At 67.6% G+C, this 14,547-nt stretch carries 14 protein-coding genes; 8 read left to right on the top strand and 6 right to left on the bottom strand.

Annotation, left to right across the window (positions count from 1 at the left end; translation table 11 throughout):
• Positions 1-14: 14 nt before the first annotated feature.
• From ACTTAG_RS07975 to ACTTAG_RS07965, 3 genes are all read right to left on the bottom strand, one after another.
• Positions 15-1,235 carry an ABC transporter substrate-binding protein gene (locus tag ACTTAG_RS07975; RefSeq protein WP_444464968.1) on the bottom strand — a complete coding sequence of 407 codons (1,221 nt, stop codon included), beginning with the start codon at positions 1,233-1,235 and terminating at the stop codon, positions 15-17.
• A gap of 69 nt (positions 1,236-1,304) precedes the next feature.
• Entirely contained in the window at positions 1,305-1,901 is a 597-nt protein-coding gene (locus ACTTAG_RS07970; protein ID WP_444464967.1) for a hypothetical protein, read from the bottom strand.
• Between the two features lie 90 nt (positions 1,902-1,991).
• On the bottom strand, positions 1,992-2,465 hold the full coding sequence (locus ACTTAG_RS07965; protein WP_444464966.1) for an Lrp/AsnC family transcriptional regulator: 474 nt from the start codon (positions 2,463-2,465) through the stop codon (positions 1,992-1,994).
• Between the two features lie 162 nt (positions 2,466-2,627).
• Here ACTTAG_RS07965 and ACTTAG_RS07960 point away from each other — a divergent pair, with 162 nt between their 5' ends.
• The gene (locus tag ACTTAG_RS07960; RefSeq protein WP_444464965.1) at positions 2,628-3,080 is read left to right on the top strand and encodes an Rrf2 family transcriptional regulator; all 453 of its coding nucleotides are present in this window, start codon (positions 2,628-2,630) and stop codon (positions 3,078-3,080) included.
• 180 nt (positions 3,081-3,260) lie between these two features.
• A complete protein-coding gene (locus ACTTAG_RS07955) occupies positions 3,261-3,434 on the top strand; it encodes a hypothetical protein (RefSeq protein ID WP_444464964.1) in 174 nt (57 codons plus the stop codon).
• A gap of 105 nt (positions 3,435-3,539) precedes the next feature.
• Here ACTTAG_RS07955 and ACTTAG_RS07950 read toward each other — a convergent pair whose 3' ends face one another.
• Both ACTTAG_RS07950 and ACTTAG_RS07945 read right to left on the bottom strand, forming a co-directional pair.
• Entirely contained in the window at positions 3,540-3,923 is a 384-nt protein-coding gene (locus ACTTAG_RS07950; protein ID WP_444464963.1) for a cell division protein ZapA, read from the bottom strand.
• A complete protein-coding gene (locus ACTTAG_RS07945; RefSeq protein WP_444464962.1) occupies positions 3,916-4,500 on the bottom strand; it encodes a hypothetical protein in 585 nt (194 codons plus the stop codon). The genes ACTTAG_RS07950 and ACTTAG_RS07945 overlap by 8 nt, the downstream gene beginning before the upstream one ends.
• 278 nt (positions 4,501-4,778) lie before the next feature.
• On the opposite strand from ACTTAG_RS07945, the gene tkt reads away from it, so the two are divergent.
• Genes tkt through ACTTAG_RS07930 form a run of 3 tightly spaced genes read left to right on the top strand, consistent with a single transcriptional unit; the run spans position 4,779 to position 8,640 of the window.
• Positions 4,779-6,797, top strand: coding sequence for a transketolase (tkt, locus tag ACTTAG_RS07940; RefSeq protein ID WP_444464961.1), 2,019 nt, complete (start codon positions 4,779-4,781; stop codon positions 6,795-6,797).
• Positions 6,794-7,750, top strand: a complete 957-nt coding sequence (locus ACTTAG_RS07935) for a DMT family transporter (RefSeq protein WP_444464960.1) — start codon at positions 6,794-6,796, stop codon at positions 7,748-7,750. The genes tkt and ACTTAG_RS07935 overlap by 4 nt, the downstream gene beginning before the upstream one ends.
• Positions 7,751-7,755: 5 nt before the next feature.
• Complete coding sequence (locus ACTTAG_RS07930) at positions 7,756-8,640, top strand: lysophospholipid acyltransferase family protein (RefSeq protein ID WP_444464959.1); 885 nt, start codon at positions 7,756-7,758, stop codon at positions 8,638-8,640.
• Positions 8,641-8,650: 10 nt separating this feature from the next.
• On the opposite strand, the gene ACTTAG_RS07925 is transcribed toward ACTTAG_RS07930, so the two are convergent.
• Positions 8,651-9,652, bottom strand: coding sequence for a DUF1223 domain-containing protein (locus ACTTAG_RS07925; RefSeq protein ID WP_444464958.1), 1,002 nt, complete (start codon positions 9,650-9,652; stop codon positions 8,651-8,653).
• 227 nt (positions 9,653-9,879) lie between these two features.
• On the opposite strand from ACTTAG_RS07925, the gene acnA reads away from it, so the two are divergent.
• From acnA to ACTTAG_RS07910, 3 genes are all read left to right on the top strand, one after another.
• Positions 9,880-12,588: an aconitate hydratase AcnA gene (acnA, locus tag ACTTAG_RS07920; RefSeq protein ID WP_444464957.1), complete on the top strand. Its 2,709-nt coding sequence runs from the start codon at positions 9,880-9,882 to the stop codon at positions 12,586-12,588.
• Between the two features lie 170 nt (positions 12,589-12,758).
• Positions 12,759-13,778, top strand: a complete 1,020-nt coding sequence (locus tag ACTTAG_RS07915) for a methyl-accepting chemotaxis protein (protein WP_444464956.1) — start codon at positions 12,759-12,761, stop codon at positions 13,776-13,778.
• Between the two features lie 141 nt (positions 13,779-13,919).
• A complete protein-coding gene (locus ACTTAG_RS07910) occupies positions 13,920-14,492 on the top strand; it encodes a CAP domain-containing protein (RefSeq protein WP_444464955.1) in 573 nt (190 codons plus the stop codon).
• Positions 14,493-14,547: the final 55 nt, after the last annotated feature.

The following is a 14,547-nucleotide window of genomic DNA, read 5'->3' as shown; positions in this document are numbered from 1 at the left end:
GTCCCGGACCGGTCTCAGCCGTCCGCCCCGGGCGGCGCCGGGGTCGGGCTGGCCGCGCCCGGCAGTTCGGCGATCGTGCCCTCGGGCGAGATCACGGTCAGAAAGACCTGATCCAGCCCCTGATTGTCCTGCGGCCCGAACACGAGGCTCAGCCCGTCAAGATCGACGGTGCCGAGGCCCTGCAAGGCGGCCAGATAGCTTGCGCGCGTCGGGGCGGGGCCCGCAGCCTGCAGCGCCGCGATCGCCAGCCGCCCGACCAGATAGCCCTCAAGCGAGACGAATCCGGGCTTTGCCTGAGGATCAAGCGCCGCCAGAGCCGCCTGATAGCGGGCCACCACCGGCAGGCTGTCCTCTTGCGGATAGGGCACCACCTGCGAGATCACCACCCCCGCGCCCTCGGGCCCGAGTTCGGCCACCAGCGCATCGGTGCCGACAAAGGAAATGTTCACCAGATCAGGCCTGTAGCCGATCCGATGCGCGACGCGGACGAATTCCGCCACCGGCTTGTAGGTGCCCACCATCACCACCGCCTCGGCCCCGGCGCGGCGCAGGCCCAAAAGCGCGGTCTTCACCGCCAGGGTGTTGCGGACATAGGCGCCGCGCGCCGTCAACTGCATGCCGCGTTTCGAAAGCGCCGCCTCCAGCGCCGCCAGACCGGCCCGGCCGAAACTGTCGTCTTGATAGAGAATGCCGATCTTGCGCTTGCCCCGATCCTCGACCAGATGGCGCACCCAGGCCTCGGCCTCGGCCCCATAGGAAGGGCGCAGGTTGAAAACATTGCGTAATTTCGGATCGCGCAGAAAGGCCGCGCCGGTGAAGGCGCCGATGAAAGGCCAGCCCGCCGCCGCCGCCAGCGGTTGCGTCGCCTGCGAGGTCGGCGTGCCGACCGGGCCGATCAGCGCCAGATGGGCATCGCCCGCAATCAGCGCCCGGGTGCGTTCGGCCGAGGTTTCGGGCTCGTAGCCATCGTCGAAAGAGTCCAGCCGCAGCTGCCGCCCCTGCACCCCCCCGGCGCGATTCGCCTCCTCGAAGGCGGCGCGGATGCCAAGGTTCATGCCCGTGCCCAAAGCCGCCGCCGGTCCGGCCAGCGGCGCCACCTGCGCAAAGACGATGTCGCTTGCCCTCACCCCCTCCCGCGCGGGGGGGGCCTCCTGCGCCCGCCCCGCCCCGGGAACGAGGGGCGCAGCGCCAGCCAGAAGGGCAAGGACGAGCATGGCGAAGGACGGCAAACGCATGGGGACTCCTGTTCGGACTTGCCCCCAGCCCTAAAGCCCAAGCCTTGCCATGCGATTAACGCGCCCGGGTCAGCCGCGCAGCACCCCCCAGACCAGCGAGACCGAGACCAGCGCCAGCCAGGCCGAGGCGAGCCGACGCAGCCGGTCAAGCCGCGCCCCGCCCGCCTGCCCCGGCCCGCCCGCCTGCCCCGAATTGTGGCCAAGCGCCCCGAAACCGCCCCAGAGCAGCGCCGCAAGACCAACCAGCCCGACGAAAACCGCCAGCCGCGCCGCGAAGTCCGACGGGTCTGGCGCAGGCAACAGCACCAGACCGAAGATCAGCGCCTTGGGATTGAGCAGCGTGGTCAGGAAGATCCGCTTGCGGCCGATGTGAAAGCCCGCCCCCCCGGCCGCCGCCGCCCGCCACAGCCGCAAGGCCAGCGCCATCACCCAAAGCGCCGCCACAAGCTGCAGCACCGTCGCCACCCGCGGCGCATGATCCAGCAGCGCGGCGCCCAGAAACGCCAGCGGCAGCACCGTGGCCAGATAGCCCGCCAGTTCGGCCGGCAGCAGCCGCACCACCCGGCCAAGGCCATGGCTTGCCCCGGCGACCGCCATCAGCGTGTTGGTCGGCCCCGGTGCGATCAGCAGCGCCGCCGTCGCCAGCGCAAAAGCGGAAAGTGTCATCGCGCGCCCCTCTCGTGCCGCCTGCCCGCCCCAGCTAAGACGGCGCGGCGGCTTTGGCAACGGCCGCAAGCGACGAAACGTCGCCCCCCCTCACCAATGCGCGGTGTCGATCGGATAGGCGGTGGAAAAGCGCAGCCGCTCCATCGCGAAATGCGCGCTGAGGGTGCGGATCGGCACCGCATCGGTCAGGCGCCGATAAAGCCGGTCATAGGCCCCCATATCGGCCACGGCGACGCGCAGAAGGTAATCCATCTCGCCCGCCATCCGCCACACCTCCATGATTTCAGGCAGATTTTCCACCGCCGCGGCAAAGGTGGCGCGCCAGTCCGGGCCGTGGTCGGGGGCCTCGATCGCGATGAAGACACAGAGCCCCACCCCCAGCGCGTGCGGATTGGCCAGCGCCACGCGCCGCTCGATCACCCCCGTCGCCTCCAGCTTCTGGATGCGCTTCCAGCACGGCGTCTGCGACAGCCCGACCCGGTCGGCGATCTGCGCCACCGGCAGCGTCGCATCGCGCATCAGTTCCGCCACGATCTTGCGGTCGATCAGATCCAGCTCCGCCATGCGCCCCTCCGGTTCCTGGTTCCCCCCAGCATCGCCGGAATTCCCATATTGTCTACTGCTTTTATAGATATTAAGCGGATTTTTCGCCGCAGGGCCGGAAATGCCCGAAATCCCGGCAAGATCGACGTTGATTAACGGGGGCCGCGCCCGTAAGGCTGGCACATGATCACGCAGAAGATGAAATATGCGCTCAAGGCGCTTCTGGAACTGGCTGACGAGGCCCGGCGCGAGACGCCGCAGGCGCTGACGATCGAGGAGATCGCCACCCGCTCGGGCACGCCGAAGCGGTTTTTGGAGCATATCCTGCTGGATCTGCGCAAGGCGGGGGTGGTGGCCTCGATCCGCGGCCGGTCGGGCGGCTATACGCTGCTCAAGCCCCCGCGCGAGATTTCGCTGTCGGACCTGCTGCGCCGCATCGACGGTCCGATCGCGCCGCTGCCCTGCCTGTCGCGCACCGCCTATCAGCCCTGCGACGATTGCGCGGACGAGGCCGAATGCCGGATCCGCAAGGTCTTCGCCGAGGTGTTCTGGTCCTATCTGGTGCTGATCGAATCGCTGACGCTGGACGACATGCTGCGCGCGGGCAGCCCGGCGGCAAAGCTGCTGGAAAGCTGATCGTCATTTCTTCTGAAGCTGTTACGGGGCGATCTTCGGATCTGCCCGCGGTGTCGCGCAGGCCCCGGAGAGAAGATTTCCGCCAAATCACGACACAATAAAGCGTGTTTATTCCCTTGATATACACGACTTCCGCGGTAGATTTTATGGAAAGCTTCCCTCGCCAAAGGACAGTGTGTCATGAGCTTCGCCCCTGCCTTCGCCCATCTGCCCCTGCCGCGCCAGACCCCGTCGCACCAGACCCCGTCGCGCCGCCTTGCGAAGATGGGGCAGATCGCGCCGCGCTCGCATCTGCTGACCACGGCGATTCTGGCGGTGCTGTGGTCGGGCGTGTTGCTGTGGCGCTTCGCCTGACCCGCCCCGTCTGACAGAACGGGGCCCAAAGGAACAAACGATGTGACGCACGAACGGGGGCGCGACGGGATCACCGTCACGCCCCCTTTTTCGTAAGGCCGCGACTCAGCTTGCGGCCGCTTCTTCGACCCGGTCGGCCATCGCCTCGGCGCGGGCGGCGATTTCGGCCAGGGTCTCGGTCACGCCCGCAGGCAGCACCGGCACCTCGACCTTGACCGGATTGGCCCGCGCCGCCGCCAGCTGCGTTTCCAGCTCCTCGACCCGGGCGCGCAGCTGCCGCACGTTGTCTTCGGCCCCGGCCGCCTTGTCGGCCAGCATCAGCCCCGCCATCAACAGCATCCGCGCCTCGGGAATGCGGCCCAGCTGCTGCGACAGCGATTGCGCCTCGGTGTCCAGCATCGCCGCCGCCGCGGTCAGGTAGCGCTCCTCGCCCTCCTGACAGGCGACGTCGAACTCTCGCCCGCCGATGGTGATGCGCAATTCAGCCATTCTCCGATCCCCCCGCCGGTTGTCCCTTCGCATGGGCCGCCACCAAGGGCGCCAGCCCGGTGACGATGTCGGACAGCTCCGACGCCTCCCAGGCGCGGGCCGCCCGCAGCGCCTCGAGTTCCGCCTGCATCGAGAGATTGACCAGAGCCGGGTCGATCCGCCCCGCCCCGTCGATCAGCTGCCGGTTCACCTCGATCAGCTCGCCATTCGCCCGCTTGAGCCGGTTCGCCTCGACCTGCACCGCTTCCAGCGCCCGGGTGGCCTGCGACAGCCGCTTTTCCAGCGCCGCCAGCGTCGTTTCCTGCTTCTCGCGGATCGCCAGCACCCGCTCGGTCAGCTGCGCACTGGCCGCCCGTTCGGCCTCCAGTTCCGCCTGCAGCGCCAGCACCTCGGCCGAGGGGCCGGTTTCGGCGGCGATTTCGGCGGCGGGCTCGGCCGCAGGCTGCGGCGCGGGCTCGGGCACCGCCTCTGCCACGGACAGCGCCGCCGCCCGCAGCTCGGTCAGCGTCTCGACGCCGCGCCCGATGCGTTCGAGCGCAAAAGCGATGCGGCGCTCATATTCGGCCAGTTCGGTCATGCCATCCCTCGCTCACTGCCCTTCGTCTTCGTTCTTGTCGGTCATTCCGGTCTTGTCGGTCGTTTCGTCCATCCGGCGGGCGGCGTCAACGCGACCGCGCCGGGATATGGCGCAACCCCGCAGCGAATCGCATCCGCACGGGGCCCCGCCCCATTCTAGCGGCTGGCGCGCGCGCCTCCCACCTTTTTGCATCAAGCACTTGGGGCACAAGCTTGAATCTGCCCCGATCCCTGTTATCACCGTGACCGAAGATTTCGGCGCAACAAAGGATGCACCTCATGGATATCGCCGCTCTGCGGGCCAAGAACCCCGATCACTGGAAGCTTGCCACCGCGATCCGCGTGCTGGCGATCGACGCCGTGCAGGCCGCGAATTCCGGGCACCCCGGGATGCCGATGGGCATGGCCGATGTCGCCACCGTGCTGTTCCGCAACCACCTGAAATTCGACGCGAAAGCCCCGAACTGGGCGGATCGTGACCGCTTCGTGCTCTCGGCCGGCCATGGCTCGATGCTGCTTTATGCGCTGCTGCACCTGACCGGCTACGAACAATCGACGCTCGACGAGGTGAAGAACTTCCGCCAGTGGGGCGCGCGGATGGCGGGGCACCCGGAATACGGCCATCTGGAAGGGGTCGAGACCACCACCGGCCCGCTTGGGCAAGGGATCTCGACCGCGGTGGGCATGGCGATTGCCGAGAAATCCATGGCGGCGCGGTTCGGGCGCAAGCTTGTCAACCACAAGATCTGGGTGATCGCGGGCGACGGCTGCCTGATGGAGGGCATCAGCCAGGAAGCCATCGGTCTGGCGGGCAAGCAGGAGCTTGATAACCTGATCGTGCTTTGGGACAACAACAACATCACCATCGACGGCCGGGTGACGGTGTCGGACGTGACCGACCAGAAGGCCCGCTTTGCCGCTTCGGGCTGGCGCGTGCTGTCCTGCGACGGCCATGACCCCGAGGATATCGACCGCGCCCTGACCGCGGCGCAGAAATCGAAACGCCCGGTGCTTGTCGATTGCAAGACGCTGATCGGTTTCGGCAGCCCGAACAAGGCCGACAGCTATGCGGTGCATGGCGCGCCCTTGGGCGATGCCGAAATCAAGCTGACCCGCGAGGCTTACGGCTGGGAACATGGTCCCTTCGTGATCCCGGCCGAGATCAAGGCGGAATGGGAAGCGATCGGGGCCAAGGGCGCCGCGGAACGCGCCGAATGGGAAGCCCGTCTGGCGGCGATCCCCGCGGGCAAGCGCGCCGAATTCGAACGGCAGATGGCCCGCGGCGTCGCACCGAAACTGGCCGCGGCCGTGCGCGCCTTCAAGAAGGCGCAGTCGGAAGCCGCGCCGAAAGTGGCCACCCGCAAGGCCAGCGAAATGGTTCTGGCCGCGATCAACCCGGTGGTGCCCGAAACCATCGGCGGCTCGGCCGACCTGACCGGGTCGAACCTGACGAAAACCTCGGATATCGAGGATTTCATGCCCGACAATCACAAGGGCCGCTACATGCGCTACGGCATCCGCGAACATGCGATGGCGGCGGCGATGAACGGCATGTGGCTGCATGGCGGCGTGCGGCCCTATGGCGGGACCTTCTTCTGCTTCACCGACTATGCCCGCGGCGCGATGCGGCTGTCGTCGCTGATGGGGGTTCCCACGGTCTATGTGATGACGCATGACTCGATTGGTCTGGGCGAGGACGGCCCGACGCACCAGCCGGTCGAGCATCTGGCGATCTGCCGGGCGACGCCGAACACTTGGACCTTCCGCCCGGCCGACATCATCGAGACCGCCGAGGCCTGGGAACTGGCGCTGTCGTCGGAGCGCACGCCCTCGGTGCTGGCGCTGTCGCGGCAGAACCTGCCCACCCTGCGCACCAAGCACAGCCCCGCGAACCTGACCGCCAAGGGCGCCTATGTCATCGCCGAGGCCGAGGGCAAGCGGCAGGCAATCCTGATGGCGACGGGCTCCGAGGTGGAAATCGCGCTGAAGGCCCGCGAGTTGCTGCAGGCCGAGGCGATCGGCACCCGGGTCGTGTCGATGCCCTGCATGGAGCTTTTCGCGGCGCAGGACGAAGCCTATCGCAAGCGCATCCTGCCCGCGGGCAGCGTGCGCGTGGCGGTCGAGGCCGCGATCCGGCAGCCTTGGGACCGCTGGCTGCTGGGCGAGCGCGGGATGGAGCGCAAGGCGGGCTTCGTCGGCATGACGGGCTTTGGCGCCTCGGCCCCGGCGGAGCGGCTTTACGCGGAATTCGGCATTACCCCCGAAGCCATCGCCGCCAAGGTCAAGAGCCTGCTGTGAGCGATCTGCGCGACAAAGCGGCACGAGATGCGGGGGGGCCGGAGACGGCCCCCTCCTCCGTTCGGCTGGCCGCCGAGGCGAAGGCCAAGGCCACAGCGCAGGGCATCGGTCTTTTCCTGATCGCGCTGATGCTGTTTGGGCTGATGGATGTGGCGGCAAAGAAGCTGGCGCAGGATTACCCGCCCGCGATGGTGGTCTGGGCCCGGTTCGCGGTCAATCTGGCGCTGGTGACGCTGCTCTTTCGCGGCAGGCTGGTGACGCTTGTGCGCTCGCACCAGCCGGGGCTGCAATTCCTGCGCGGCTGCTTCCAGATGGGCACGGTGGCGCTGTTCTTTCTGGCGATCCGCTATATCGGCCTCGCCGATGCGGCGGCGCTGGGCGCGCTCTCGCCGGTGCTGATCACGCTCGGCGCCGCGCTGTTTTTGGGCGAGAAACTGGGCGCGGGGCGGATCATCGGCATCGTCGCGGCCTTTGCCGGGGCGCTGATCGTGCTGCGCCCGGGCACCGGCGTCATGCATCCGGCGGCGATCCTCGCGCTGCTTGCGTGCTTCACCTATGCGGGCGGCGCGCTGCTGACGCGGGTGGTGCGGTTTGATTCCACCGCCACCTCGGTCCTGTGGTCGGCGATGGTCGGCACCGGGCTGTCCTCGCTGGCTCTGCCCTTCTTCTGGCAGGAGGTGGCGCCCATTGACCTGCCGCTTTTCCTGGCCGTCGGCGCGCTGGGCGCGGTGGGTCAGGCCGCGCTGATCGTCGCCTTTCGCAAGGCCGAGGCCGGGTCGATCGCGCCTTTCGGCTATGCCGATCTGATCTTCTCGGGGCTCTGGGGCTGGGCGTTCTTCGCGCAACTGCCTGATCTTTATACGGTTATTGGCGCCCTTGTGATCGTGGCCGCGGGTATCTATGTCTGGTCGCGCGAGCGGGCAGAGGCCCGCGCCTGCGCAAGCAACGAGTGACGAAGATGTCCGAAGACGACGGCTTTCCCCCGCAACGGCTGCGCGATCTGCTTTCGGCGCGGGCCTTTGGCGCAACGGTCCGGCTGCTGGGGCTTTTGCCCTATCACGCCCGCGTCGCGCTCTCGGGGCGGTTCTTTGCCGAGGTGGTGGCGCCCTTGGCGGGCTGGCGCAAGCGCATCCGCGCCAATCTGGCCATCGCCCTGCCCGATCTGCCCGCGGCCGAGGTGGACCGTCTGGTCCGTGCCGTGCCCGACAATGTCGGCCGGACGCTGGCCGAGATCTTTTCCGGCCCGGACTTCGTCGCGCGCTGCCGCGATCTGCCGCTCTCCGGCCCCGGCGCGGCGCTGCTGGAACGCTGCCACGCCGAGGGCAAGGGGGTCGTGCTCGTCTCGGGTCATTTCGGCAATTACGATGTCTTCCGCGGCGGGCTGGTCGGGCGCGGCTACCGGATGGGCGCGCTTTACCGGCCGATGGACAACCGCGCCTTCAACACCCGCTATGTCGCCGCGATCGAGCGCATCGCCAAACCGCTTTTCCCGCGCAACCGCCGCGGCATGGCGCGGATGATGCGCTTCCTGCAAGATGGCGGGATGATCGGCCTTGCGATCGACCAATATCTGAGCGCGGGCGCCGATCTGACCTTTTTCGGCCGCAAGGCCCGCACGGCGCTTTCCGCGGCCGAGGTGGCGCTGCGCTACGACGTGCCGCTGATCCCGATCTTTGCCACCCGCCAGCCCGACGGCTTCAGCTTCGTGATCGAGGTCGAAGACCCGATCCCGCCCGGCACGCCCGAGGCGATGTGTCAGGACTTCAACGACCGGCTGGAAGCCCGGGTGCGTGCCCATCCCGAACAATGGTTCTGGATTCACCGGCGCTGGAAGAACCTGTAGCCGGGGCCGCTCAGCGCAGCCAGCCCGCCGCCAGAATCGCCCCCGGCAGCGGCACGGTCTTGCCCGGCAGCGCGGTCTGCACGATCACCGCCGCCGGTTCCTCGCCCTCGATCTGCGCGTTCAGCCGCACCGGGGCCTTGCCGTCCCATTCGGCCACCGCATGCCAGGCCGTCACCACATTGGCGAAATCCAGCACCTGACCGGCATTTTCGCCGCGCAGGATCTCCACCCGGGCCTGCGGCACATAGCGCACGATCTGCACCACCGTGCCCTGCCGCAACGGCTTGGGCGCCGAAAGGTCGATCGCATATTGGCCGGGCTGGGCGCCGCGGCTGACCGTCATCGCCACCAGCGGCGCCTGCGCCGCGGCCTTGGTGATCACCGCGTCCAGATCCGGCTCGGCGGGCGAGGTCAGCGATTCCGTTCCGGCCACGATCACCTGCGGCGTGTAAAGCGTGCGCAGACCGGCGGCCCGGGCATAGGCCTTTTGCCGCGCGGTGAAGGCGGGCTGGGCAAAGGGATCTTCCCAGCCCAGATAATCCCAGTAATCGACATGCAGCGACAGCGCCAGAACATCGGGCCGCGCCGCCACCTTGGCCAGCGCCGCATCGGCGGGCGGACAGGCCGAACAGCCCTGCGAGGTGAACAGCTCGACCACCACCGGCGAGGGCGCAGGCGCCGCCGCGGGCGCGATCAGCGCATTGGTCTTCGCATCCCCCACCGCAGGGGCAAGGGCGCGATCCAGCGCGCGGTTCAGGCTTTCGACCAGCGACGCCCCGGGCAGCGATCCGGGCGCGGGTGCGGGGCTCTGGCTCGGCAGGACGCGAACATCGCCCCCGGCCGCTGCCGGGGTCGTGGAAGAACCGGCGGCGAAGAAACCTCCGCCCCCCGGGCTGCCCGCCCCCGAAGATCCGACCGGGCCCGCCTGCGCCCATGCGACCACGGGAGCAACGGCAAGAAGGCCCGACAGGATCACCCCCTGGATCGCGGCGTTGAAGCTCGCGCGTGCCATGATGCCTCGCTGTAACTGCAGCCCTCCTCCTAAACCGGCGCCGCGCGCAGGGCCAATCAAGGTTTTGCGATGATGCCCGGCAGTTGCATTGCGACGCAGCGTCGCGGCGGCTGCGACAAAATCGGTGTGCAATGGTATACAAAAATGCAGAGCCCCCCTTGAACGACTCCGTCGCATCGGGCAAACACGCGATAACGCATTCTTTCAGCCATGGGAGGCCCACCCAGATGACCGTCGTCACCGGCAAGGATACCGCCAAGACCCGTCGCCAGCTTCAGGTCGGCGCACAGAGCTACGCCTATTACTCGATCCCGGCGGCCGAGGCCGCGGGGCTCGGCGATTTCTCGCGCCTGCCCGCCGCGCTCAAGGTGGTGCTGGAAAACCTGCTGCGCTTCGAGGACGGCGGCTTCTCGGTCTCGGTCGAGGATATCAAGGCCTTTGGCGACTGGGCGAAACTGGGCGGCAAGAACCCGCGCGAAATCGCCTATCGCCCGGCCCGCGTGCTGATGCAGGATTTCACCGGCGTTCCGGCGGTCGTTGACCTTGCCGCGATGCGCGACGGCATCAAGGCGCTTGGCGGCGACGCGAAAAAGATCAACCCGCTCGTCCCGGTCGATCTGGTCATCGACCATTCGGTGATGATCGACGAATTCGGCACGCCGCGCGCCTTCCAGCGCAACGTGGAACTGGAATACGAGCGCAACATGGAGCGTTACCAGTTCCTGAAATGGGGTCAGGGCGCGTTTGAAAACTTCCGCGTCGTGCCGCCCGGAACCGGCATCTGCCATCAGGTGAACGTGGAATATCTGGCCCAGACCGTCTGGACCGACAAAGATCAGAACGGCGATCTGGTCGCCTACCCCGATACGCTTGTGGGCACCGACAGCCACACCACGATGGTCAACGGCATGGCGGTTCTGGGCTGGGGCGTCGGCGGGATCGAGGCCGAGGCGGCGATGCTGGGCCAGCCCGTGTCGATGCTGATCCCCGAGGTCGTCGGCTTCAAGCTGACCGGCGCGCTGCGCGAGGGCTGCACCGGCACCGACCTTGTTCTGAAGGTCGTGCAGATGCTGCGCAAACACGGCGTTGTGGGCAAATTCGTCGAATTCTACGGCGAGGGTCTGGACAAGCTGCCGCTGGCGCAGCGCTCCACCATCGCCAACATGGCCCCGGAATACGGCGCCACCTGCGGCTTCTTCCCGATCGACGATGAAACCCTGCGCTATCTGCGCCAGACCGGCCGCACCGAGGACCGCATCGCTCTGGTCGAGGCTTACGCCAAGGAAAACGGCTTCTGGCGCGGGGCGGATTACGCGCCGGTCTATTCCTCGACGCTGGAACTGGACATGTCGACCATCGTTCCGGCGATCTCGGGGCCGAAACGGCCGCAGGATTATCTGCCGCTGACCGATGCGAAAACGACCTTCGCCAAGGTCGTGGCCGACTATCGCACCGCCAAGGGCGCGGCCGATACGGCCGTGAAAACGGTTTCGGTCGATGGCAAGGACTACACCGTCGGCGACGGCTCGGTGGTGATCGCCTCGATCACGTCCTGCACCAACACCTCGAACCCCTATGTGCTGATCGGCGCAGGGCTTGTCGCCCGCAAGGCGCGCGCGCTGGGGCTGAAGGCGAAGCCCTGGGTCAAGACCTCGCTCGCCCCCGGGTCGCAAGTGGTTGAGGAATATCTGAAAGCCGCGAACCTGCAGGACGATCTGGACGCGCTCGGCTTCAACATCGTCGGCTTTGGCTGCACCACCTGCATCGGCAACTCGGGCCCGCTCGGCACGCCGGAAATCTCCAAGGCGATCAACGAGCATGACCTTGTGGCGGCGGCCGTGCTCTCGGGCAACCGCAACTTCGAAGGCCGGATCAGCCCCGATGTGCGGGCGAACTTCCTCGCCTCGCCGCCGCTTGTCGTCGCCTATGCCATCGCGGGCGACATGAACATCGACCTGACCACCGAAGCCATCGCCACCACCCCGGATGGCAAGCCGGTGTTCCTGAAGGACATCTGGCCTTCGGACGCGGAAATCGCCGAACTGGTCGAGAAATGCGTCACGCGCGAGGCCTTCCTTGCGAAATACGCCGATGTCTTCAAGGGCGATGCGAACTGGCAGGGCGTGAAAACCACCGAGGGCGAGACCTATGACTGGCCCGCCGCCTCGACCTATATCCAGAATCCGCCCTATTTCCGCGGCATGGCCAAGGAACCGGGGGTGATCTCGAACGTCACCGGCGCGCATGTGCTGGCGGTGCTGGGCGACATGATCACCACCGACCACATCAGCCCGGCGGGCTCGTTCAAACCCTCGACCCCCGCGGGCAAATACCTGACCGAGCGCGGCGTGGAGGCGAAGGACTTCAACAGCTACGGCTCGCGCCGGGGCAACCATGAAGTGATGATGCGCGGCACCTTCGCCAATATCCGCATCAAGAACGAGATGCTCGACGGTGTCGAAGGCGGCTACACCAAGGGGCCGGACGGGGTGCAAACCTCGATCTACGACGCCTCGATGGCCTATCAGGCGGCGAATATCCCGCTGGTGATCTTTGGCGGCATCGAATACGGCGCGGGCTCCTCGCGCGACTGGGCGGCCAAGGGCACGAACCTTCTGGGCGTCAAGGCGGTGATCGCGGAAAGCTTCGAGCGCATCCACCGCTCGAACCTGATCGGCATGGGGGTCATTCCGTTTGAATTCACCGACGGGCAGACCCGCAAGTCGCTGGGCCTGACCGGCGACGAGGTGGTGACGATCGAGGGCCTTGAAGGCGAGATCAAGCCGCTGTCGCTGGTGCCCTGCACGATCCTGCGCAAGGATGGCACGCTGACCAAGATCATGATCAAGAGCCGGATCGATACCGAGGTCGAGATCGAATATCTGAAGAACGGCGGCGTGCTGCATTACGTTTTGCGCAATCTGGCCAAGGCCTGATTTTCAAACCGCCCGTTTTGCGGGCAAGGTGATGCGAAAGGCGGCCGCAGGGCCGCCTTTTTGCGTTCTGCGGCATTTTGGTAAAGCCTGTTCAGAGGATCGCAAGGATTCACCCGGGATTAAGGATGCGACGCCTAACTGCAGCGGACCACAACATCTTCGAGGAACGCATGACCAACGCCCCAACCCTTGCCTCGATCGCATCGGAAACACGGGATGCGTCCGAAATCACCGGCGTCACGGTGGACCGGATCGCGCAGATCACCAAGCAGATGAACGTGCTGGGCCTGAACGCCCGGATCGAGGCGGCGCGGGTCGGCCAGCAGGGCGCAGGCTTCGCGCTGGTGGCCGAGGAGGTGCGCAAGGTCTCGGGGCAGATCGGCGAGATCGCGAACCAGCTGGGCGAGACGCTGAAGGCGCGGCTCTCGGGGCTCGAACAGATGGTGTCGCAGCTGTCGATCGCGGCGACCGGCACGCGGCTGGTGGATTGCGCCTTTACCGCCGTCGATCTGATCGACCGCAATCTTTATGAACGCTCTTGCGATGTGCGCTGGTGGGCGACCGATGCCGATCTGGTCGCCGCTGCGCAAGATCAGGACCGCGACCGGCTGCGCCGCGCGGGGCAGCGGCTTGGCGTGATCCTTGACGCCTATACGGTCTATGCGGACATCTGGCTCGTCGGGCTCGATGGCCGCGTTCTGGCCAACGGACGGCCCGGCCGCTTTCCGGTGACCGGCGCGCAAGTCTCTGGGGCGCCTTGGTTTTCCGCCGCGATGGCGGTGCGGGACGGCGATGGTTTCGTGGCGGGCGATGTCGAGACCTCGGCGCATCTGGGCGGACGGGCGACGATGGCCTGGGCGACGCCGGTGCGGACGGGCGGCGCGCGGAACGGTCAGGTGATCGGGCTTCTGGTGACGCAGTTCGACTGGGCGCCGCAGGCCGAGGCGGTGCTGAAAAGCCTGCGCTTTTGCGCCGACGACGGCGAGATGCGCGGCTATCTGGTCGATGCGCGGGGCCGGGTTCTGGCCGCCCGCGGCCCGGGGGCGGAGCGCATCACGCAGATAGACCTGCCCGGCGAGCAAGCCAATGGCTGGTGTGCCCGCGGCGCCGGGCTGATGGGCTTTCACCGCACCGAGGGCTTTGAAACCTGGCGCGGCAAGGGCTGGTTCGGCGTGGTCGAGCGGCTCTGACCCGGGGCGGCGGCGGTTTCCCGCGCGCAACCGGCAGCACCGCGAAAGTTGTATCGCATTCGTCTCATCTTGCTGCTAAATCCCGTTTTGTTCCGCCGTGGGGCTGGTTTACCCTCGGACCGTGCCAGACCGGAGTTCCCGATGTTCACCCGCCCCGCCGCCCTTGTTGCCCTGCTGTGTCTGGCCGCCTGCGGCGCCGCCCCCACCGCCCCGCCGCCCGAGACGGTGTCGGCACCGGGGCCGCGGCTGCCGGGCAAGGTGGTCTGGACGGATGGGCATGGCGATATCGCCGTGGCCGCCGCCGGGCGGGCCAGCTGCCCGGCGACCAGCGCGGCGATGGCGGCGACCGGGCTTGCCGCGACCAATGCGGCGCGGGCGCAAGCGGGCCTGCCGCCCTTGCGCGCGAATGCGGCGCTTGACCGTGCCGCCGCCGCCCATGCCTGCGACATGGCGAACCGGGGCACGATGACCCATGCGGGCAGCGCCACCACCGGGCCGATGGCGCGCGCAAGGCAGATGGGCTACCGGCCGCAAACCATTGCCGAAAACATCGCCGCCGGGCGGTTCGAACTGACCGGCACGCTGGCACAGTGGAGCGCCTCTCCCAAGCACCGGGCCAATATCACGATCCCGCATCTGCGCGATTTCGGCATCGGCACCGCCACCGCCGCCGATGGCAAGACCACCTTCTGGACCGCCGTTTACGCCCGCTGAGCCGCCCCGGCCTTGATTGCGGATCAGCCCTCCCCATATGAGATCCATGTGAAGG

Source organism: Rhodobacter capsulatus (assembly GCF_052363185.1).
Taxonomy (GTDB): Bacteria; Pseudomonadota; Alphaproteobacteria; order Rhodobacterales; family Rhodobacteraceae; genus Rhodobacter; species Rhodobacter capsulatus_E.
This window is presented reverse-complemented; position numbering and strand designations above follow the sequence as displayed.